At 36.7% G+C, this 20,882-nt stretch carries 23 protein-coding genes and 1 pseudogene; 14 read left to right on the plus strand and 10 right to left on the minus strand.

The genetic code is table 11. The features are described 5' to 3' along the window. Positions 1–23: 23 nt before the first annotated feature. The 3 genes from HRG09_RS23810 to HRG09_RS23820 all read right to left on the minus strand — a co-directional run bounded on the left by HRG09_RS23810 (position 24) and on the right by HRG09_RS23820 (position 2,797). Positions 24–869, minus strand: a complete 846-nt coding sequence (locus HRG09_RS23810) for an ABC transporter permease (protein ID WP_254610164.1) — start codon at positions 867–869, stop codon at positions 24–26. After that, a complete protein-coding gene (locus HRG09_RS23815; RefSeq protein WP_174103272.1) occupies positions 796–1,455 on the minus strand; it encodes an ABC transporter ATP-binding protein in 660 nt (219 codons plus the stop codon). The genes HRG09_RS23810 and HRG09_RS23815 overlap by 74 nt, the downstream gene beginning before the upstream one ends. Before the next feature lie 271 nt (positions 1,456–1,726). After that, positions 1,727–2,797, minus strand: coding sequence for an NAD(P)/FAD-dependent oxidoreductase (locus HRG09_RS23820; protein ID WP_174103274.1), 1,071 nt, complete (start codon positions 2,795–2,797; stop codon positions 1,727–1,729). 329 nt (positions 2,798–3,126) lie between these two features. On the opposite strand from HRG09_RS23820, the gene HRG09_RS23825 reads away from it, so the two are divergent. From HRG09_RS23825 to HRG09_RS23845, 5 genes and pseudogenes are all read left to right on the plus strand, one after another. Further along, positions 3,127–3,366 (plus strand): YuzB family protein, encoded by a 240-nt coding sequence (locus tag HRG09_RS23825; protein WP_017150175.1) that lies wholly within the window; start codon positions 3,127–3,129, stop codon positions 3,364–3,366. 91 nt (positions 3,367–3,457) lie between these two features. Then, positions 3,458–3,593, plus strand: a pseudogene (locus HRG09_RS23830) (NupC/NupG family nucleoside CNT transporter); the annotation flags it as partial. A 257-nt stretch (positions 3,594–3,850) separates the two neighbouring features. Then, positions 3,851–4,717, plus strand: a complete 867-nt coding sequence (gene dapF / locus HRG09_RS23835) for a diaminopimelate epimerase (RefSeq protein WP_174103275.1) — start codon at positions 3,851–3,853, stop codon at positions 4,715–4,717. A gap of 41 nt (positions 4,718–4,758) precedes the next feature. Continuing rightward, positions 4,759–5,112 carry a HesB/IscA family protein gene (locus HRG09_RS23840; RefSeq protein WP_098338861.1) on the plus strand — a complete coding sequence of 118 codons (354 nt, stop codon included), beginning with the start codon at positions 4,759–4,761 and terminating at the stop codon, positions 5,110–5,112. Between the two features lie 143 nt (positions 5,113–5,255). Next, positions 5,256–5,609 carry a YxeA family protein gene (locus HRG09_RS23845; protein ID WP_174103277.1) on the plus strand — a complete coding sequence of 118 codons (354 nt, stop codon included), beginning with the start codon at positions 5,256–5,258 and terminating at the stop codon, positions 5,607–5,609. A gap of 33 nt (positions 5,610–5,642) precedes the next feature. Here the strand turns inward: HRG09_RS23845 and HRG09_RS23850 are convergent, their stop codons facing one another. After that, a complete protein-coding gene (locus HRG09_RS23850) occupies positions 5,643–6,095 on the minus strand; it encodes a 2-thiouracil desulfurase family protein (RefSeq protein WP_174103278.1) in 453 nt (150 codons plus the stop codon). 222 nt (positions 6,096–6,317) lie between these two features. On the opposite strand from HRG09_RS23850, the gene HRG09_RS23855 reads away from it, so the two are divergent. Both HRG09_RS23855 and HRG09_RS23860 read left to right on the plus strand, forming a co-directional pair. After that, positions 6,318–7,226 (plus strand): PspC-like choline-binding domain-containing protein, encoded by a 909-nt coding sequence (locus HRG09_RS23855; RefSeq protein WP_174103280.1) that lies wholly within the window; start codon positions 6,318–6,320, stop codon positions 7,224–7,226. Between the two features lie 146 nt (positions 7,227–7,372). Then, on the plus strand, positions 7,373–8,254 hold the full coding sequence (locus tag HRG09_RS23860; protein ID WP_174103282.1) for a helix-turn-helix domain-containing protein: 882 nt from the start codon (positions 7,373–7,375) through the stop codon (positions 8,252–8,254). 17 nt (positions 8,255–8,271) lie between these two features. On the opposite strand, the gene HRG09_RS23865 is transcribed toward HRG09_RS23860, so the two are convergent. The 4 genes from HRG09_RS23865 to HRG09_RS23880 form a co-directional block, all read right to left on the minus strand. Beyond that, positions 8,272–9,519 carry an MFS transporter gene (locus HRG09_RS23865; RefSeq protein ID WP_174103284.1) on the minus strand — a complete coding sequence of 416 codons (1,248 nt, stop codon included), beginning with the start codon at positions 9,517–9,519 and terminating at the stop codon, positions 8,272–8,274. Between the two features lie 333 nt (positions 9,520–9,852). Then, positions 9,853–10,329 carry a GyrI-like domain-containing protein gene (locus tag HRG09_RS23870; protein WP_174103285.1) on the minus strand — a complete coding sequence of 159 codons (477 nt, stop codon included), beginning with the start codon at positions 10,327–10,329 and terminating at the stop codon, positions 9,853–9,855. Between the two features lie 86 nt (positions 10,330–10,415). Then, positions 10,416–10,676 (minus strand): hypothetical protein, encoded by a 261-nt coding sequence (locus HRG09_RS23875; protein WP_174103319.1) that lies wholly within the window; start codon positions 10,674–10,676, stop codon positions 10,416–10,418. Between the two features lie 159 nt (positions 10,677–10,835). Then, positions 10,836–11,825, minus strand: coding sequence for an NAD(P)/FAD-dependent oxidoreductase (locus tag HRG09_RS23880; RefSeq protein WP_174103287.1), 990 nt, complete (start codon positions 11,823–11,825; stop codon positions 10,836–10,838). Between the two features lie 467 nt (positions 11,826–12,292). Between HRG09_RS23880 and HRG09_RS23885 the strand changes: the two genes are divergently transcribed. Next, positions 12,293–13,501 carry an NAD(P)/FAD-dependent oxidoreductase gene (locus tag HRG09_RS23885; RefSeq protein ID WP_174103289.1) on the plus strand — a complete coding sequence of 403 codons (1,209 nt, stop codon included), beginning with the start codon at positions 12,293–12,295 and terminating at the stop codon, positions 13,499–13,501. 269 nt (positions 13,502–13,770) lie between these two features. On the opposite strand, the gene HRG09_RS23890 is transcribed toward HRG09_RS23885, so the two are convergent. Continuing rightward, positions 13,771–14,271 (minus strand): DUF5391 family protein, encoded by a 501-nt coding sequence (locus HRG09_RS23890; RefSeq protein ID WP_309232335.1) that lies wholly within the window; start codon positions 14,269–14,271, stop codon positions 13,771–13,773. A 196-nt stretch (positions 14,272–14,467) separates the two neighbouring features. On the opposite strand from HRG09_RS23890, the gene HRG09_RS23895 reads away from it, so the two are divergent. From HRG09_RS23895 to HRG09_RS23915, 5 genes are all read left to right on the plus strand, one after another. After that, positions 14,468–14,962: an NUDIX domain-containing protein gene (locus HRG09_RS23895; protein WP_174103291.1), complete on the plus strand. Its 495-nt coding sequence runs from the start codon at positions 14,468–14,470 to the stop codon at positions 14,960–14,962. Positions 14,963–14,977: 15 nt separating this feature from the next. Beyond that, on the plus strand, positions 14,978–15,295 hold the full coding sequence (locus tag HRG09_RS23900; RefSeq protein WP_174103293.1) for a YuiB family protein: 318 nt from the start codon (positions 14,978–14,980) through the stop codon (positions 15,293–15,295). Between the two features lie 84 nt (positions 15,296–15,379). After that, positions 15,380–16,006: a 3D domain-containing protein gene (locus tag HRG09_RS23905; protein WP_174103295.1), complete on the plus strand. Its 627-nt coding sequence runs from the start codon at positions 15,380–15,382 to the stop codon at positions 16,004–16,006. A gap of 236 nt (positions 16,007–16,242) precedes the next feature. Further along, entirely contained in the window at positions 16,243–16,617 is a 375-nt protein-coding gene (locus tag HRG09_RS23910) for a DUF309 domain-containing protein (RefSeq protein ID WP_174103297.1), read from the plus strand. Between the two features lie 75 nt (positions 16,618–16,692). After that, on the plus strand, positions 16,693–18,177 hold the full coding sequence (locus HRG09_RS23915) for a leucyl aminopeptidase (RefSeq protein WP_174103299.1): 1,485 nt from the start codon (positions 16,693–16,695) through the stop codon (positions 18,175–18,177). Between the two features lie 38 nt (positions 18,178–18,215). Here HRG09_RS23915 and cdaS read toward each other — a convergent pair whose 3' ends face one another. After that, positions 18,216–18,821 (minus strand): sporulation-specific diadenylate cyclase CdaS, encoded by a 606-nt coding sequence (gene cdaS, locus HRG09_RS23920; RefSeq protein ID WP_174103301.1) that lies wholly within the window; start codon positions 18,819–18,821, stop codon positions 18,216–18,218. Between the two features lie 143 nt (positions 18,822–18,964). Between cdaS and HRG09_RS23925 the strand changes: the two genes are divergently transcribed. Then, on the plus strand, positions 18,965–20,689 hold the full coding sequence (locus tag HRG09_RS23925; protein ID WP_174103303.1) for a phospho-sugar mutase: 1,725 nt from the start codon (positions 18,965–18,967) through the stop codon (positions 20,687–20,689). Positions 20,690–20,882: the final 193 nt, after the last annotated feature.

The following is a 20,882-nucleotide window of genomic DNA, read 5'->3' on the forward strand; positions in this document are numbered from 1 at the left end:
CCTGATATGTGAACTCTTTTTTACTATGCTTCCATCTCTTTCAATTGAAACCGTTTATTAAAGAAGGTTTTATACCCAATTTGTAAAAAGATAATGACAGAAAAAGCTGTACTTCCGGAAATACCAAGTATAATCGCAATTTGATATTGAATGGCAGTAAATGGTGAAATTCCTGATAAAATTTGTCCTGTCATCATGCCTGGGAGACTAATGATTCCCATTCCGACCATAGAATTAATGGTTGGCAAAATAGCTGAATCGAAAGCATCTCTTACAAAGGGAGCTGTTGCTTGTTTTGGAGTTGCTCCTAGCATCAGTGCACCTTCAATTTGCTCACGCTTTGATTTCATATTGTTTAAGAATGAATTTGCACCGAGCGACACACCAGTCATGGCATTACCAATAAGCATCCCAGCGATTGGAACGATATATTGCGGAGCATACCAAGGGTCGTGTCCAATAATGACAAAGATAAATAATAAAAGCGGTCCGATTGAACCTGCAATCATTGAGAGTGCGGCTACACGTTTTAGCTCTTTTGACATAGGGATATTAACTCGTTTATAAATGTTAAAAATAGCGAATGTAGTAATAGAAGTAATAATAGCAATTGTATAAAATGGATTACTATTTTCAAATATGTATGTAAGTACGTATGCAATGAGAACAAGCTGAATGGTCATACGGAATGTAGCGATCGTAATTTGTTTTTCACGAGGTATTCCTTTTAGTTTTACAAGTCCGATTAAAACGATAATGAAAATATATGCCGCAGCAAGTTGCCAAATTTGTAGTTCAATAACGCCCTTCAAGTGCGTGCACTTCCTTTCTAATAGCACCTTTAGCTTTACTAATTTCAATAATTTCATCTGCGATTTCTTCTGGGAGACTTTGTGAATGGGTAATAAAGATAACCGTTTTCTTTTTTTGTTTCGCAATGGCAGAAAACTGTTTCATGACGCACCTCTCTGTATCAGCATCTAATGCAGAAGTGGGCTCATCTAATAAATAAACAGGCGGGTCCATAAGTAAAACACGAGCTAAGGAGAGTCTTTGTTTTTCACCACCGGATAATGAAGAGGCGGTACTTGTTAAATCTTTTTCTAAGTTTACAATTGTTAGTGCTTCTTGCAGTGCTTCATCAGGTGGAAAAGGTTTCTCTGAAAAGCGAAGTCCCATTAACAAATTATCTTTTACTGTTCCGTCAAATAGAGGGGGTGTTTGACCTAGCATAACAACTTCACGGCGTAATTGAATAGGTGGATAAGACGAAATAGATGCCCCATTATATTCAATTTCGCCGGCTGTTGGTGATTGTAAATCATTAAGCATGCGAAGTAATGTACTTTTTCCGCTGCCACTTTCACCGATAATGCAGGTGATTTTTTCTTTGTGAATCTCTAAGTAAGGAACGTGCAGGATATTTTTATATGTTACATTTTTTAATAGAAACATAATTTTCTCCTTTCTGGTTCTATATAAATTAAAAAAAGACAAAACCCTTCTTTTTAGGAGGGAGAGAGGATCCAGCCATGCATAGAAGCGGTCAGGACCTTTTTCTGCCCCATGCTAAGTGAGAACAGAGAGAAAAGGAGTGTAAGTCCCTTTTTGTTTTCATAGCAGCTACTTATATGTTGAGAAGTTAAAATGGATTTATATATTCATATCGTATCAAAAAAGGAGAAAAATAGAAAAAAACAAGAGCAATCTGCCCTTGTTTTTCTTCTTAACCATTATGATATTTATACATCCAAAGAATACCGGACTTTAAAAGTCTAGGTACACGTCCCATTAATGGTTGATTTGCTAATAGTCCGAATCCGTGTTTCTTACCCAGAGAACCGAGAACACCTTTTAATTTAATAACAGGTAGTTCATCAGGAAGTGTTTCATTGTGCCAACGTTTCAATAATATTTGGACAATTTGCTCACCTTGTCCTTCGGCAAGTTGTGCAGATGGTGCATGTGGTAAGGATGCGCAATCACCTACAACATAAACATTCTCATCATTCGGAATATTATGATATTTTGTTAATACAACCCGTCCGCTACTATCTTGTTCAACTGGAAGGTTTCGAACAACTTCATTTGCTTGAATACCGGCTGTCCATACAATTGCATCACATTCAAGCGGTTCATCATGGTTGTACACAATGTTTGGTTCTACTTTTGTAATGTTAGAGTTTCGTATAATTGTAACATTATGCTTTACGAACCATTCTTCTACGTATCTACTTAATTTTTCTGGGAAAGGGAATAAAATACGATCCTTTCGATCAAATAAGTAAATTTTCAAATCAGAACGACTTTCCCGAAGCTCACTTGCCACTTCAACGCCACTTAATCCAGCACCGACAACTGCAACTGTTGCGTTAGGTTCTAAACTGTTTAATCGCTCGTATGTTTTGCGTGTTTGCTCAATAGATTGTAGGCTATGTGTATATTCTTTTGCGCCTGGAACATCGTGATATTTGTCTTCACAGCCAAGTCCGATAATTAAATCATCATATTTAATTTCTTCACCGCTATCGAGATGAACGGCTTTGTTTTCAAGATCAACATTTGTTACGGTACCGTATTGAATGTTGAGGCGCGGGTGTTCTGGAAACGGAATACGAATGTGCGTTTCTGAAATTGTTCCCGCTACTAATGCATAATATTCTGTTTTAAAACAGTGGTATGGTACTTTGTCGATTAATGTCACTTGGACATCATCTGGAAGTTGGTTGTTTGGAAGAAGCCGCTGCAGAATTCTCATTCCACCGTAGCCACCGCCCAGTAATACGAGGTGTTTCATGATGGATTACCCCTTTTCTGTTGAAATATCCCCTAATCATATAATTATATATTGAAAAAATAATTTGACTTTACTCACTCAAATTATATCGAATTTGTGAACAAATAACAATGCAGGAATGTGTACTCTGTTGTACAATAAGAAGAAAAGTGGGCAAACTGTTTTAATTTGTATACTGGGAATCAAAGTGGATTGATATAGAGAAGATCTTTTAGTTTGAAATGAAACAGTGAAGCAACTAAATATTTTAGCAAGTGTAACGAAAACAACAAGAAACAGCTTAGTTTTCTTATTATAGATTCATTTTTAGGGATACAGGGGGGATCGTTTTGATTAAACCATTAATCGAATTTTGTGTAGGTAATCTTGCAAGTGGCTCACAAGCAGCACTAGAGAAATTAGAAAAAGATCCGAATTTAGATGTTATGGAGTATGGCTGCCTAGGGTATTGTGGTATTTGTTTTGAAGGACCTTTTGCACTTGTAAACGGAGAAGTTGTACAGGGGGCAACAGTAGAAGAACTTGTGAAAAATGTATATGATTACTTAGATGAAAATCCAATGTTTTAAGGCGTTGCAAATGAGCAACGTCTTTTTTATTGTTATCGTTTCTATTAGAGTAAAAATTCTTTCGAAGGAAATGCTAACAAAGAATTTGAATCTACTTGGAGAGTTAGGTGGAATGGCACCAACACGCCGTAGTGATATTGGATATTGCTAAATTTGGATTAAAGTCGATTGTAGCGGGGACACTCGCCAATTTATTAAGTACTGCGATAGCAGGGATGTTTGTATAAAGTAGAATTTTAACCAGTAGGCTTCATTGCACTAATTATTAGTTCTCATCAATTTGTCTATCCACAAATAGCGGGATAAAATAAAAAAAGGCCCTTTCCGAGAAGGGCTTTTTTCTTACACGATTTATGTAAGAATGGCTCTTACATAAAAGCCATCAAAATGTTGTCAAATATGAAAAACGGGGGACGTTCTTATTGTGTTCCAAAAGCATGCATTTTATACTTAAAACAACAAATTTTTTTTGGAGTGAATGAGGATGAAGCAATTTTCTTTTACAAAAATGCATGGTCTTGGAAATAGTTATATATATGTAAATATGTTTGAAGAACAAATTCCAGAGGAAGAGCTAGCTCTTGTGGCGGAAAAGGTTTCGAATATCAATACTGGCATTGGAGCAGATGGCATGATTTTAATTTGTCCATCGGAAGTAGCGCCAGTAAAAATGCGTATGTTTAATAACGATGGTTCAGAAGGGAAAAGTTGCGGGAACGGACTGCGCTGCGTAGCGAAATATGCGTATGAGCATAAACTAGTAGAAGAGACTGTTTTTACAATTGAAACATTAGCCGGGATTGTAACAGCGGAAGTAACAGTAGATGGTGCTATGGTTACATTAGTGAAAATTGATATGGGGGCGCCTCGTTTAACTCGTGCAGAGTTGCCGATGCTTGGTGAAGGGGAAATGCCATTCATTCGTGAAGATTTCCTATATAATAATCACCGCTATGTCTTTACAGGTGTTTCAATGGGAAATCCACATGCAGTTATTTTTGTAGATGATGTGGAAGAAGCTCCGCTTACAACACTAGGACCTGTTCTGGAAACGCATGAAATGTTTCCAGAACGAGTGAATGTTGAATTTATTGAAATTGTAAATGACAATGAAATGAATTTCCGTGTTTGGGAACGCGGGTCAGGCGTGACGCAGGCATGTGGAACAGGGGCATGTGCAGCCGTTGTGGCAGCAGTGTTAAATGAGAAAATGAAGCGTGGCGAAGAAATTACAGTTCATCTAGCAGGCGGCGATTTAATGATTGCTTGGGCAGAAGAAGGTAACGTTTTAATGAAAGGTCCAGCAGAAGTCATTTGCCGCGGAGTGTATGAGTACAAGATAGAAGCGTAAAGATGTATAATAGAACGAGAGAAGAAAGGAAGGTGGCTTTCATGATTGATGTAACAGAACAAGCAGCATTTCAAATTAAGGATATGTTGAAAGATGCTGAAGATGGAGAGAAATACGTTCGCCTTGCTGTACACGGCGGTGGATGTAGTGGTCTTTCTTACGGCTTAGGATTTGAAAGAGAACCAAATGAAGACGACACAGTTCTTGAGTTTTTCGGTGTTGAATTTGTTATTGATAAAGAAAGTGCTCCGATTGTAAAAGGAGTAAAAATTGACTACAAACAATCCATGCTTGGCGGCGGATTCACAATTGATAATCCAAACGCAATCGCATCATGCGGATGTGGATCATCTTTCCGTACAGCGTCGAATGCTGGTAAGCCGGAAGAGTGCTAAAAATAACCTTCTCACAAATAAGTGAGAAGGTTATTTTTTATTATCTTACAAAAGTGTAATGTTCATGTCACGTTTTTGAATTTCTCCTTAAGCGAAAAGAGATTATGATAACAACATAATAAAAAACACATGAGGTGAATGACGTGAAAAGATATATTGCACTTTTTAGTATTTTAGTTGTATTTGCTACAATGTTAGTTGGTTGCGATTTAAACCGTATGGGAAAAGATGAGTACTATGTTCAAATTACAGTTGATGGAAAAGAAAAAATTGAACAAGCTGATGGTGGTCAGAAGCACAAATCATTTGAGTACAAGTTACCTGCATTTGATAAAGATGGTAAAGAAAAAGAAATGGAATTTACAGCTGTGAAAAACCTTCGTAAAGAAGCGTTCCTACGTGTATTCTATTCTGATAAAAAAGGTGTAACAGCTTGGGAAGAAGTGAAAAAAGACGAACTTCCTGCAAAAGTGAAAGAAAAATTAGGTGTGAAATAATGAAGAAGGATTTGACCTTGTAGGTCAAATCCTTTATTTATTTTCGAAATCTTCTTCTGAAATTACTGTAAATCCATGTCTTCGAAATAATGCTGTTGTTACACCATAACCATCTTGTTTGTTTCCATTAAATTCTCCTGTATAAATAGTAGAACTACCACAAGACGGACTTCTTTCTTTCAAAATGATGTATTCGGGATGTAAATCTTTTATTTCTTTTAAAGCTTTATAAGCTCCTTGTACAAAAGCTTCTGTTACATCGTTTCCGTCTTTATCCATCACTTTTGCTTTGCCATCTAGTACATCGTCACCGTTTCCACCGATGATTTCTGCTGATGGACGCGGTGTAGGCAAACTGCCCAATACTTCTGGACAAACAAGGACGGTTTCCTCTTTCTGTAATAACTCTTCTATTTTTGAGATTAGATTGTCATTTCCATCGTAACGACAAGCAATACCAGCTAAACAGGCACTAATTACAATCATATTTTTCACCTCATGTCATTAGGAATCATCAAATCTTCGTTCATTAATCTGTATATAGCTTAATGAAAGTATATAGTAAATTGCAGAGTAAAGTCTTATTATCTATATTTTATGACCATCTTATAATTCGTTTGTATAAATATTGTAAAAAAACATTTAATTAATTACAGATAATTGGTAAAATAGCATAGACTATTTATTTTCTGAAAAGGGGAAAAATTAATGAAAAAGAAAATTGTTACTTCTTTACTTTCTGCTGCACTATTAATTCCAACGGCAGCTTATGCAGATGGAAACAAAGCTATTCAACAGAATAACACAGTTTCTAAAGTTACAAATGTAAGTCATGCTAAGGCGGCTAGGGGCTGGGTTCAACAAAATGGATATTGGTATTACTATGATCAAAATGGTAATAAGCTAAAAGGCTGGTTATCTACTGGAGGGAAATGGTATTATCTTGATCCTTCTTTTGGATATATGCATAAAGGGTGGACGCCAATTCAAGATAAAAAAACAGGGAAATATACATATTATTATTTAGATGAGAATAGCGGAGCAATGCACACAGGTTGGGTGCAAATTAAAGGATCTTGGTATTTCTTAAATAGTAGTGGAGCAAAACAAACAGGCTGGTTATCTAATGGAGGGAAATGGTATTACCTTGGCGATTATGGAATTATGCAAAAGGAATGGGTTTCAATCCAAGATAAAAAAACAGGGAAATATACATACTATTATCTAAATGAAAACACTGGAGCAATGCACACAGGTTGGGTGCAAATTAAAGGATCTTGGTATTTCTTAAATAGTAGTGGAGCAAAACAAACAGGCTGGTTATCTAATGGAGGGAAATGGTATTATCTTGGATCATACGGAATTATGGAAACAGGAAAACGTTATATCAATAATACGTATTACTACTTTGATAACAGCGGGGCAATGCAAACAGGTTGGCAAAAAATCGGTAATTACTGGCACTATTTTAACAGCAATGGATCTGAACATAAAGGGTGGTTAAAACTTGGTGGAAGCTGGTACTACCTTGATTCTTTCGGTACGATGGTAACAGGAACAAAATGGATTGATGGTAAATATTATAAATTTAATAATAATGGTGTTTGGGTTGGTTAATTGTAAGCAATAGCTTTTATTGATAAGTAAGACAGGTCGCATGTTGTAGTGCGACCTGTTTTTTTGTTTTACGCTTTTTAAATTATTAAATAAAAAAATTGCCCATTCTGCTTTATCGCACCTATTTATATATGGGGTGATGAAAAATGGGAACCTTCTATCATTTAATGAGAACATATAGCGAATTTCGAAGTATAGAAGAATTTAATACATACCAAAAGCAAATTTTAGTGCGTTATAAAGAGAATATAAATAAAACAGATTTTTTAGTGATTCAGTTTTTAGGAAGATATGCAGTAAATGAAAAGCAAAAAACAGTTGGAGTTGCTTGTCCGTTAATGGTAGCAATTGCTACCAAAATAGGAAAAAGTATTCGTACGGTACGTCGCTCTGTTGCAAAACTGGAGGAACTTGGGATTATTGAGCGGATTCCTACGAAAGAGAGACATAAGCGAGGGGGATATAGTGCAAACTTATATGTGTTTCGTAAAGCTGCACTTGACCGCATGGATGACCGTATGGAAATGTCCGCATGTGAAAAGAGAGAAAGTGTAGATGGATGTAAGAAGGAAGGGGTACGGGAAGAAAGGGAAACTGTTCTTTTTAAAAACTTTTCTAAAGAAGTACAAAAGAAAAAAACAACGTATGAACTTGATGAAACATATTGTCGTCATAATATTCCAGTTCAGTTTGTACATGCGATTGTACCGATGTCACGAAATCCGCAAACGATTAATATACTTTGGAGTAAGGTAGAACTGGCTTATAAAAAGAGTGGATTATTAGAGCAAGGCGTATTTTTGGAACAACTTATGGTCGATGAAGATATGCGAGCGAAGCTTATATGGCGGGTGAAAAGTGTTGTCAGGGCGTATAAGTTAGGAGAAATTCGTAAAGATGTTAGGGCTCTTTTGTATAGTACGATGCGCGATCTATTTTTAGATATTGGGTTAGAGTGGGGAGCGGCTATTAGAAAGAGCGCGAAGGTGAGTTTATTTGATCCATTCAAAAAGGAGTCATGCGTATAATACATGACTCTTTTTGATCAATCGAATTTTCGTACAACAGGAACGCGAATCGCCACAAATAATACAAAGACAATAACAGCGATAGCACCGCTTTTCATAATCGTCACAATCGGAATGCCAGCTGCAAGCGCGAGCGATGTAAATGCATAGGAAAGCGGGATGAAGCCCATAGATGACAGCATCAGTAAGCTCATGACACGCCCCATCATTTCTTCTTTAACAGTAGATTGAATCATTGCCATTAATGGAACGATGGCCATGGCAATCGTAATGCCATAAAATGCGCCTGCGAGTAGTGCTTGCCAAAGTGCTGTACTGAAGTTAATGGATAAGAAGAAAACGCCAGATAATAGCATCATAATGATGCAAAATAGTCCGCGTCTGCGATTAATATTTTTAAGTCCAACAATGACAGCACCAATTGCCATTCCGCCTCCAACAGCGGCTTCTAAGTAACTAAATTGAAGCGAGTCACCATGAAGAACGTTTTTGATAAATAATGGGAAACCAACTTGCATTGGACCGATTAAAAATAAATTTAGAAAGGCACTACAGATAAGGAATGTTGAAAGAAAAGGTGATTCCTTTACGTACAAAATGCCTTCTTTAATAGATGTAAACATTCCTTTGTCTGCATCCTGTTCTACTTGCACGGTATATTGAATTTTTTGGACGAGTATAGCAGCAACAATGAGCAATAGAATGGTAATGGTAAAGATGGTCTCATAATTACTAAATTTAATGAGGATTCCACCAAATACAGGTCCTAAAATGACTGACGCTTGGTTTGTCATTTGTGTAAGTGAATTTGCCTGTGTTAAACGATGTTTTTCTACAAGCTCAGGGAGAATGGAACCGTCCGCTGACCAAAAGAAGGCATCCGCTAATCCAAAAAACAAGGCAAACAAAGCAAACGTATATAATGTTACATCATCAACGATAAACCAAGTTAAAATTGTTGCGACAAGAAGCGCACGAATGATATTTGAGTAAAACATAATATTTTTTTTCGGAAACTTATCTGCCACAGCTCCTCCAACAATCATAAAGATAAGTCTTGGGACGCTAAGCGCAACAAAGACAATGCCTAGTGAGGCTTCAAGATTTAATGTTTTGGCTATGTACCAAGTTTGGGAAAATGTAAAAAAGGCTAAAGCAAAGCTTGAGAATAATGTAGCTGCCCAGAGAAATAGGAAGTTTGTATTTTTTAGCAAAGGTGTTCCATTTTCTACTGGAGCAGATTTGTTTTGTTGTAGTTCCTCCATATTGCTTCCTTTCTATGTAACAATTTTAAATGAATATAAAGTGAAACTTTAATCAGTGGGGGGCTTCATCCCCCACTGATTATCAGCCCTCACCAATCGGGCTTTTACGGGTAGTTTATCTCCCACCTAACTTCTTTGCTCCCGCCGAATTTTGAGGTGGGAGTATTACTGCCCGTTAATGCGGGATAAAATCCTGTTAACAATCGTTTTATACAGTTTTTAATATTTCTATACTGCACTTTTTCATTGTAGACAATAATAGAAGATTTGCCCAGTGGATTTTTAAAGACAAAAAAATAAGAAGATGCGAAAAGCACCTTCTTATTATGTGGTTTAGGCTAATGCAATATAGATATCAACTTGCGCGTTATTTGGATTCATTGCCCTTTCGTCATATAGCTCAAAGTCAATTGTGAAAGCACGCTTGTTTTCTTTCGACCAGTTCCAAATATCTTGCCATGCTTCGTAAATGACTTCTGATACAGGACCTTTTCGTGTTGTAAATACTGCATATGTATGAGCAGATATTGTAAGAGATACCATATTTTCAGGGACGGTTTCTAATGAAGAGACGGGCATACCGATTGTGTATCTATATTTTCCAGTTTCATCGGACTCATAATCCGAATAGAATGCAAGTGTGGTGTGAGCATTTTTGTTAGGAATTTGATTCATGATTTGATCTTGATAGTATTGGTTCCATAGGTGAGGAATCTTTCCTTCAGCTGATGTTTCCGTTTCATTATTTGTTGTGATAGAAATACCGATGGCTTGGAAAGCTTCTTTTTGTACAATCTTAGGTTCATTCATGTTAATACTCCCCTTCTCGTATAGGAACAAATGTTCTGTATAATTGTACCATAATTATACAGATGAAGGAAAGGAGAAGATACCCTTTAGACGTTTTTTTGCTCTGCACTCGTTAAATTGGTCACCCAAACCTTATAAACAAATGAATCTGTAATTACAGCTTCTTCTGTGTGAACGATGAAATTTGGAACAGAAGCTAAGAAAAATGACAGAGCATAAGCAATCTTATAGTCAGGGGTTATATACCCATCAATCGTTCTTCCGTATATTTCGTTTGCAATCGAGTCAGCCCATACCTCAGATTCCCTTAGTGTGCCAAAAATAACATCTTCACTTTTCCATCTAATATCCATATTAAAACCACCTTTTGACTTATTCTTAATATCTCTAAGAGTTTAGATAAATCTTGATGAGGGGTGATAATCAGTAGGAGATGGGGGGAAACACAAGTATTACTTTATTAAAAAGACTCCCTTCGTACGAAAGGAGTCCGTCTCATCTATAAATTAAAACATACTAGAACTATGCATTGGTTGTAGTTTTGCATTTGGATCGAAATAAGCTTTTGCATTATTTACTGCTGTTGGAGCTTCACCGAATCCACATGCAATCAGTTTTACTTTTCCTTCATATGTACAAATATCACCAGCTGCGTAAATACCAGGGATGTTTGTTTCCATTTTAGAGTTTACAACGATGCTGTTTTTTTGAATGTCTAATCCCCAGTTTTTAATTGGGCCAAGAGAAGAAACGAAGCCGTAGTTTACGATGACATCATCAACGTCAATCACAACTTTTTCTTCCGTTTTTACATGCTGCAATACAACTTGTTCGATTTTGTCTTCACCAATTAATTCCACTGGAACGTAAGGTGTTTTTACATCTGCGCGAGAGTTCATTAAGTTTTCTACGCTGTGCTCATGAGCACGGAATTTATCACGGCGATGAACGATTGTTACTTGTTCAGCGATCGGTTCTAACATCATTGTCCAGTCCACTGCAGAGTCGCCGCCCCCAAATACAACGACGCGTTTCCCAGCGAATTTATTCATATCATCAACGAAATAGTGTAGATTTTTCTTCTCGAATTTTTCTACATCTTCTAATTCTAAACGGCGTGGTTGGAAAGCTCCATTACCAGCTGTAATAATGACAGACTTAGAATAGTGCGTTTCTTTATTTGTTACAAGCTTAAATACACCATCGGCTTGTTTTTCAAGTGTATCAACTGCTTCTTCTAAGCAAACAGTCGGTTCGAACTTTTTCATTTGTTCTTTTAAATTATCAACAAGTTCTTGCGCGCGTACTTTTGGGAATCCGGCTACGTCGTAAATATATTTTTCAGGGTATAGTGCGGATAATTGTCCTCCAAGTTGCGGTAAACTTTCAATAATTTTTACACTGGCCTGTCTCATGCCGCCATAAAACGCTGTGAATAATCCTGTTGGACCTCCACCGATAATCGTTATGTCGTAAACTTTTTGATTTTCTGTCACTATTTATTCCCCCTATAGATGGAATTTAGATATTGATTCCATATATTGTTCATATGTATACGGAAATCCTGCAAATAAGATTACACTTTACAGTAAAATGATAACATATTTAAGTTTAGAATACTGCAAGAAATGACTGAATTATATGTAAGCTTGTGCATAGTTAAGTTAAAAATGTATAAAATATACCAACTAGGAAAATCCATGTAAAAAAGGCTAAAAAACCCTTGAAAACGCTATGTTATTTTAAAATATTGATAATTCGTTAAGCGCTTGAATTATGACATGAAACCGACTAATATAGGAAAGTATTATGTTAATTTTTTATGACAAATTTCGTAAGATTTTTTGAATACGTTTTGTTATGCTTGAGAATGTGAGGAATTCCACATTCTTGACAAAGTAAGTATTTAGCACTTTGGTCTTATTTTTCATTACTATTATATTAAGAAAAGGGTTGTGATTGAGTGAAAACTCCAAAAATCGTAGTTTTAGGTGCAGGTTATGGCGGGATGATTACGACTGTTCGTCTGCAAAAAGCATTATCTGTAAGTGAAGCTGAAATTACGTTAGTAAACAACAACAGCTATCACTACCAAGCAACTTGGTTACATGAAAGTGCAGCTGGCACATTACATCATGATAAAATCCGTCTCGACATTCAAGACGTTATTGATACAAATAAAGTAAACTTTGTACAAGATACAGTTGTAGAAATTAAAGCAGCTGAAAAACGCGTTATCTTAAAAAATGCTGAGTTAGAGTATGATTACTTAGTAATCGGTCTTGGCTTCGAATCTGAAACATTTGGTATTAAAGGATTGAAAGAGCATGCATTCTCTATTACTAACATTAATGCAACTCGTCAAATTCGTGAGCACATGGAATACAAGTTCTCTCAATATGCGACTGAAAAACGCGATGAGTTAGTAACAATCGTAGTTGGTGGTGCAGGATTTACAGGTATCGAGTATGTAGGTGAGCTTGCAAACCGTATCCCTGAACTTTGCAAAGAGTATGATGTTCCACGTGAAAAAGCACGTATCATTTGTGTAGAGGCTGCTCCGTCTGCACTTCCTGGTTTCGATCCAGAATTAGTTGAGTACGCTGTAAAACAGTTAGAGAAAAAAGGTGTAGAATTCCGCATCGGTACAGCAATTAAAGAAGCGACTGAAGAAGGTATTCTAGTTGCAAACGGTGACGATGTTGAGTTACTTAAATCTGAAACTGTTGTTTGGGCTGCTGGTGTTCGCGGTAACGGTATTGTGGAAGAGTCTGGCTTTGAAGCAATGCGCGGGCGTGTAAAAGTTGATGAGTATATGCATGCTCCAGGTCACGAAGATGTATTCATGGTTGGTGACGCAGCGTTAATCATCAATGAAGAGATTAATCGTCCATACCCACCAACAGCACAAATTGCAATTCAACAAGGTTACAATATCGCACATAACTTATCTGTGTTAATTCGCGGTAAAGGTGAAATGAAGAAATTCGTGTTCGATAATAAAGGGTCTGTATGTTCATTAGGACATGACGATGCAATGGGCGTTGTTATGGGTAAAAAGTTAACGGGATGGAAAGCTTCCTTTATGAAGAAAGTAATCGATAACCGTTACCTATTCTTACTTGGTGGACCTTTATTAGTTCTGAAAAAAGGTAAATTGAAGTTCTTTTAATATATAAATACGGATTGAAAGATCAACATAAAACCCTTTCTTTTAGGTGGGAAAGAGGATCCGCTCATGTACAGGAGCGGTCAGGGCCTTTTTTAGCCCCATGCCATGTAAAAACAGAAGGAGACAATGAGTGAAAGTCTCTTTCTGTTCTTCATAGCCACAGTTTATATGTTGGAAAATCAAAAGAGGTATATAGTAGAAAAAAGCAGAAATGGCTATGAGCTGTTTCTGCTTTTTTGTGTAATACAAGTTTTTCTTAAACTTCTATTTCATCGTACATTCAGTGTATAAGTAGAAGTTCTTTTTGAGCGAAAAGCAACAAAAAACCAAATGATGTTTGTGATTATTACCGCTGTGCAAACAATGATGACTCCTAAGAAAGAGGAGGCTTTATAGTTACTTGTGAGCGTTATAATCAATACGGCTGCAAGTATCACAAGATTTACGAATAGCCCCATACCGCAAAGAATAGCCATGATGAATCGCATTGCATTCACTTCTGCGATATAAAGAAGTAGAGGTACGCTATAAAATAGTAAAATCGTGCCGATTGATTTCCACATGCCTAAAGAGTTGAATTTATTTGCATTAGGTCCGAAATCAGTAAGTGGTGAAAGCGAAGGAACAATTAAGACAGAGCAGAAGAAGAATGCGGAAACTAATGTTACAAATACAATACTGGATTTTTTGATTGATTTCTCATTTTGCTTTTTACTCCTTTCGCAATAAATAAGTGTGATGTAATATTCAAGGGAGAGTTTTGAAAGAATTCGAGACCTCCCTAAAAATAATCAATATATTAACATTATACAAAAAATATGGAAAGTGATAAATGAGGTAGAAGAGTAGAAAGAAGCGTATCTGCTAAGGAACAAGGAAGATTATATTATTCTCACTGAAAAATATAGTATAATACATAGAAAAGAATGAATATTCTGTTCGTTTGGCTGGAAGGGGTTTTACATCATGGGGAAGCGTGGGAAAGTTTGGCTAGCTGTAAGTGGACTAGTAGCGACAAAAGATGGTAGATGGCTCTTCGTTAAGAAAAAATACGGAGGCTTAAAGGGAAAATGGTCATTGCCTGCAGGTTTCGTAAATGAAGGAGAGACGATTGACGAAGCTGTGAAACGTGAGATTTTAGAAGAGACAGGCATTGTTGCTCATGTAAAAGGGGTGATCGGCATTCGTTCTGGTGTCATTCGTGATGAGATTAGCGATAATATGATTATTTTTCTACTCGAACCAGAAGGAGAAGAGATTACTGTACAAGAAAAGGAATTGTCTGAAGTAGCATTTTTACATCCAAAAGATATTGCATATGATCAAGATGCTTCTATATTAATTCGGTATTTACTGGAAGGTCATAAAGAATCGCTTCTTAAGATGGATACAACATTAAATCCAGGAGATCAATTTGGATATACATCGTATCATGTGTTTACGGCAGGGGATAAGAAATAGAAGGAGTGGGAAAAAGTGAGTATTCCAGTATTACTTATTTCAATGATGTTGTTTTTTATACTGTTCTTTGGAATTGGATTTTTACTCAACATGATTTTACGTGCTACTTGGGTGATGGTTATCGTTTATCCGATTGTTTGTATGCTGATTATTAGTAAAGCAAGTGTTTGGGATTATTTTTCAAAACCTAAGGAAACATTTTCTTTATTTGGTACAAGCGTTTTACGTCTTGGACAAGCCGATCTTTTTATTTTATCAACAGGGTTACTAGGGGCAATTTTAGCAGGAGTTGTTATAAAGAAGCTTCGGAAAAGTGGATATCAAATGTTCTAGTCTCCAGTTTACTGGGGATTTTTTTCTGCATATTTCTTTATCGTATAGGGAATGATGAACGATGAAGGAGTGTGGAATATAAAAATGTTAAAACGTTATGGTACTCGCATTATGATGACTTGTTTACTGGTAGCAGCATTATGTGTGACATGGCAAGCGTTCACTGGGGTTTCTATAGTAGAAATTGTAAAAATATATCAAGAAATCGATGTAAAAGAAGTACATGCGGCAGAAGTAGAGCAACAAGTTGCTCCGAGTAAAGAAGTGATAAATGCTTTAGAACAGGGAAAAGACTGGTCTAAATATCGGGTCATGGAAATGACAGCAACTGGCTATACGTCAGGGATAGAATCAACTGGTAAAAGGCCCGGGCACCCAGAGTATGGCATTACATATTCAGGTGTAAAGGCAAAACGTGACATATATTCTACAATTGCAGCTGATTTACGTGTGTTTCCGATTGGAACCATCCTTTTTGTACCAGGCTATGGATATGGTGTGGTAGCAGATAAAGGGGGAGCTATAAAAGGAAATAGACTCGATTTATATTATGAAACTGTTCAAGATGTATATAGTGAGTGGGGCAAGAAAAAAGTAAATGTATACGTAGTGAAAATGGGGAACGGTAAGTTGACAGAAGAGCAGTTAACGATGCTGAACCAAGATGAAACATTGCAAGTATTCCGCGGTCAATATTTGAAACAGAGATAGTCTAGTGAGGTTAACACTAGACTTTTTTCTTTGTCCTGGTTCACAATATATAAATCCAAATTAAAAAACGAATAGCAAACCATTCTTTTTAGGTAGGCGAGAACATCCGGCCATGTATAGAAGTGGTCAGTGCCTTTTTTAGTCCCATGCCATGTGAAAACAGAAGGAGAAAATGAGTGAAAGTCTCTTTTTTTCTTCATAGCCATAATTTATATATAAGAAAAAGGGGTGGAAAAGTGGAAGACTATCCGTTGGTGTACTATGAGTTTTTTGTGAAGTACAATGAAGGTGATTATTATACATGTCATGATTTGCTCGAAGAAATGTGGTTAGAAGATCGGAGCAATTTATTTTTAAAGGGGTTATTGCAAATGGCGGTTGCTCAGTATCATTACAGTTATGGGAATGTAAAGGGGGCGCGCATGATGATGGAAGTGGCGGAACAATATTTGACGCCATACCGCCCTATGTATTGGAGCTTAGATGTAGAAGAAGTTGTGAAATTTGTTCAAGAATGCCGTAAAGTGATACCAAAAAGTATAGAGAAGGTCCCATATGAACAAGTGGATAAGTTACCATTATTACCAGAGATTATTCTGTATATGAAGTGATAGATAAGTTAGAATTATCGCATTTTCGAGAAAATACAGTTATAATGAAAATAGAGAAATCTAGGGGGTTTGAACATGTTTCAAGTACAAAAAGAATTAGCAAGTCATGAAGCAGTTATCGTCGCTTTATTTGAAGAAGAAAAAGCGAATAGTTTTGTACAGGAATTAGACAAGGCATTTGATGGACAATTACAAGTTTTATTAGAAGAGAAAGAGCTGAGTGCAAAGAAAAAAGCCGTTTCAAAAGTACATAGCTTAGGAAAAACAAATGTAAAACGTTATTATTTTATCGGTCTTGGCAAAAAAGAATCATGCTCAACAGAAACGTTACGTGCTTCACTTAGTAAAGTATTTAAAACATTAAAAGCTGACAAAATGCAAGAAGCTGCAATTTTACTTGATTCTTTCGTAACAGATAAATTAGATGCGATTGATGTTGCGCATATTGCAGCTGAAGTATCTTGTCTTGGTACATATGATTTACAAACATATAAAACGGACAAAAAAGAAAGTGTCGAGTTAGAAAACTTTGCGGTTATTACGGCAGAGGATGCAAAAGAAATCGAAGCTGCATTAACAGTAGGGTATGTGCATGGATGTGCTACAAATTCAGCTCGTACACTTGTAAATATGCCGCCTAACGTATTAACGGCAACAACACTTGCAGAGTATGCAGTTGAATTAGCTGAGAAATACGATATGGATTATAAAGTGCTTGAGAAAGAAGAAATGGAAGAGCTTGGTATGGGTGCGTTACTTGCTGTAAACCAAGGTTCTACGGAGCCACCAAAAATGATTGCTCTTATTTATAAAGGAAAAGAAGAGTGGACGGATGTGATCGGATTCGTTGGAAAAGGGATCACATATGATACAGGCGGTTACTCTTTAAAGCCACGCGAAGGCATGGTAGGAATGAAAGGTGATATGGGCGGCGCCGCAGCAGTTCTTGGCGCAATGGAAATTATCGGTGAACTTCGCCCAGAGCAAAACGTAGTTGCTGTTATCCCATCAACTGATAACGTTGTGAGTGGTACCGCATTTAAACCGGATGATGTAATTACATCTATGAGTGGTAAAACAATTGAAGTATTAAATACAGACGCAGAAGGCCGTCTTGCATTAGCTGATGGTATTACATATGCGAAGAAACTTGGTGCAAATTATCTTGTTGATATTGCAACATTAACAGGCGGTGTTATCGTTGCGCTTGGAAATCACACAACAGGTGCAATGACAAATAATGAAGCATTATTTGAACAAGTATTAGAAGCATCCATAGAAACAGATGAGCCAATTTGGCAATTACCGATTTTCGAGCGTGATAAAGAGCGTGTTCGTAACAGTAAATTTGCTGATTTAAATAACTCACCAGGCCGCGAAGGTCATGCGGTAATGGCCGGAACATTCCTTGGTGAGTTTGCAGAAGAAACGCCATGGGTACATTTAGATATTGCTGGAACATCTGATACAACGAGTGCACATGATTTAGGTCCAGCCGGAGCAACAGGTGCAATGGTTCGTACACTTGCGACACTTGTTGAACGTTTTGGAGAAGAATAAGAAGTTTCGAAAGGGCAGCCTAAAGAGCTGCCCTTTTTTCATAAAGAAATTGTATATAACGTTCCGTTTAAAGCGAAGGATGTGCGACCTGTTTCCTCAGACACAACTAATATGAGTGCATCACTTTTTTCTGATAAACCAATTGCAGCTCGGTGTCGTGTTCCTAGTTTTGAATCGATTTCTATGCTTTTCGTTAAAGGAAGAATGTTTGCAGCTGAAACAATATGGTTTCCTTTAATGAGAACAGCTCCGTCATGAAGTGGATTACCTGGATAAAAGATGGATTCCAGTAGTGGAATGGTTAAATACGCTTCAAGTTTTGTTCCAGTTTGAATAAGAGAATCAAGTGAATCATTTCTTTCTACAACAATTAACGCACCATGTTTTCTATCACCTAAATGTTGAATTGCTGTTGTAATGGGAGCGTAGCCTAATGTATAGGGTGATAAATATGCCTTTAAATAATAAGAAGCTGCTAGTGTTTGAACATTACTTAGTAAATGATGGATTTCTTCCATTTTACATAAAATACACTCACCGTCTTTTTCAACAGTTCGCTTCATATCACGTAATTCGCCCTCTACAACTTCAATCATTTGTTTCGTTTTTATTTTTAACTCTTCAGATAATCCCCATTCTTCCATTTTTCTCACCTTTTTATTTGAAGTATATAGGATTAGTGTATACAAATGCTTATAGTAAAATCCTGTTAGATTTTAAAATATATTGAGATACTTGTCGTTTTTTTCATATAATGTAGTTATGACAGGCGAGAGGAGATTAGAAAATGGATTGGAAACAAGAATATAGTCGCTGGCTATCCTATGCAAACTTAGATGCAGAATTAAAAGAACAACTAGAAGATATGAAACAAGATGAAAAGAAAATAGAAGATAGCTTCTATAAAAACTTAGAATTCGGTACAGGTGGTATGCGTGGAGAGCTTGGTGCTGGTACGAACCGTTTAAACGTATATACAGTTCGCAAGGCAACAAAAGGACTGGCACACTTTATTGAAAATTTAGGTGCAGAAGCGAAGAAACGTGGCGTTGTTGTAGCGTATGATTCCCGTCATAAATCACCTGAATTCGCAATGGAAGTAGCGGCAACTCTTGGCGCACATGGTATTACGACATATGTATTTGAAAGTCTACGTCCAACACCAGTACTTTCTTTCGCAGTTCGTTATTTACATACAGTAAGTGGAATCGTTCTTACGGCGAGTCATAATCCACCTGAGTATAACGGCTATAAAGTGTATGGAGAAGATGGTGGGCAATTACCACCAAAAGAAGCAGACGAGTTAATTAGCTATGTAAACGAAGTAGAAGATGAATTAACAGTAGAAGTTGCTGATGTGGAGCAATTGAAAGCAGACGGCTTATTACATATCATTGGAAAAGAAGTAGATGACGCATACTTAGAACAATTAAAAACAGTCATTATCAATAAAGAAATGGTACAAGAAGTTGGAAAAGATTTAAAGATTGTCTTTACACCGCTGCATGGAACATCCAATATTCCAACGCGTCGTGGCTTAGAAGCAGTTGGATTTACAGACGTAACAGTTGTAAAAGAACAAGAGTTACCAGATCCAAACTTCTCAACAGTAAAATCACCAAACCCAGAAGAGCACGCAGCGTTTGAACTTGCGATTCGTGATGGTGAAAAAGTAGGAGCAGACGTGTTAATCGCAACAGATCCGGATGCAGACCGTCTTGGTGTAGCTGTTCGTAATCACGCTGGTGAGTATCAGGTATTAACAGGAAACCAAACAGGTGCGTTAATGCTAGACTATTTATTATCACAAAAGAAACAAAACGGCACACTTCCAGAAAACGGTGTTGTATTAAAAACAATCGTAACTTCTGAAATTGGTCGTACAATTGCGAAAGCGTATGGATTAGATACAGTAGATACGCTAACTGGATTTAAATTTATTGGTGAAAAGATTAAGCAATATGAAGAAAGTGGACAATATGAATTCCAATTTGGTTATGAAGAAAGCTATGGTTATTTAATTCGCTCATTCTGCCGAGATAAGGATGCAGTCCAATCTGTACTGTTCGCATGTGAAGTTGCAGCATACTATAAATCACAAGGAAAAACGTTATACGATGGCTTATTAGAAGTGTTTGCGAAACATGGATTCTTCCGTGAAGACCTTGTATCGTTAACGTTAAAAGGAAAAGATGGTGCAGAGAAGATTCAAGAAATGATGGCATCATTCCGTGAAAATCCGCCAAAAGAAGTAGCTGATTTAAAAGTAGACGCAGTAGAAGACTATAAAGCAAGCATCATTACATCACTAAAAGATGGAAGTAAGGAAGAGATTCACTTACCTAAATCAAATGTGTTAAAATATCAATTAGCGGATGGTTCTTGGTTCTGCTTGCGTCCATCTGGAACAGAGCCAAAAATCAAGTTTTACTTTGGTGTGAAGGATGATTCCTTACAAAATAGTGAACAAAAGTTACTTGCTATTAAAGAAGATGTTATGAATCGTTTATAATAGAATAAAGAGTTACTTTCATTAGTGAAAGGAAAAAGAGGAGAACGGAGAACGGCCTCCTCTTTTCTTGTACCTAGAAGAAATTCGAAGGGAAAAAGAATCGATGTGGTATACTGTCTGTAACATTTCAATTACTGAGGTCAGAGTACTAACTTTCGTATACGAGTAAAGAAATATAGCTTAAGGATTAGAA

Source organism: Bacillus sp. Xin1 (genome assembly GCF_013314535.1).
GTDB lineage: Bacteria > Bacillota > Bacilli > Bacillales > Bacillaceae_G > Bacillus_A.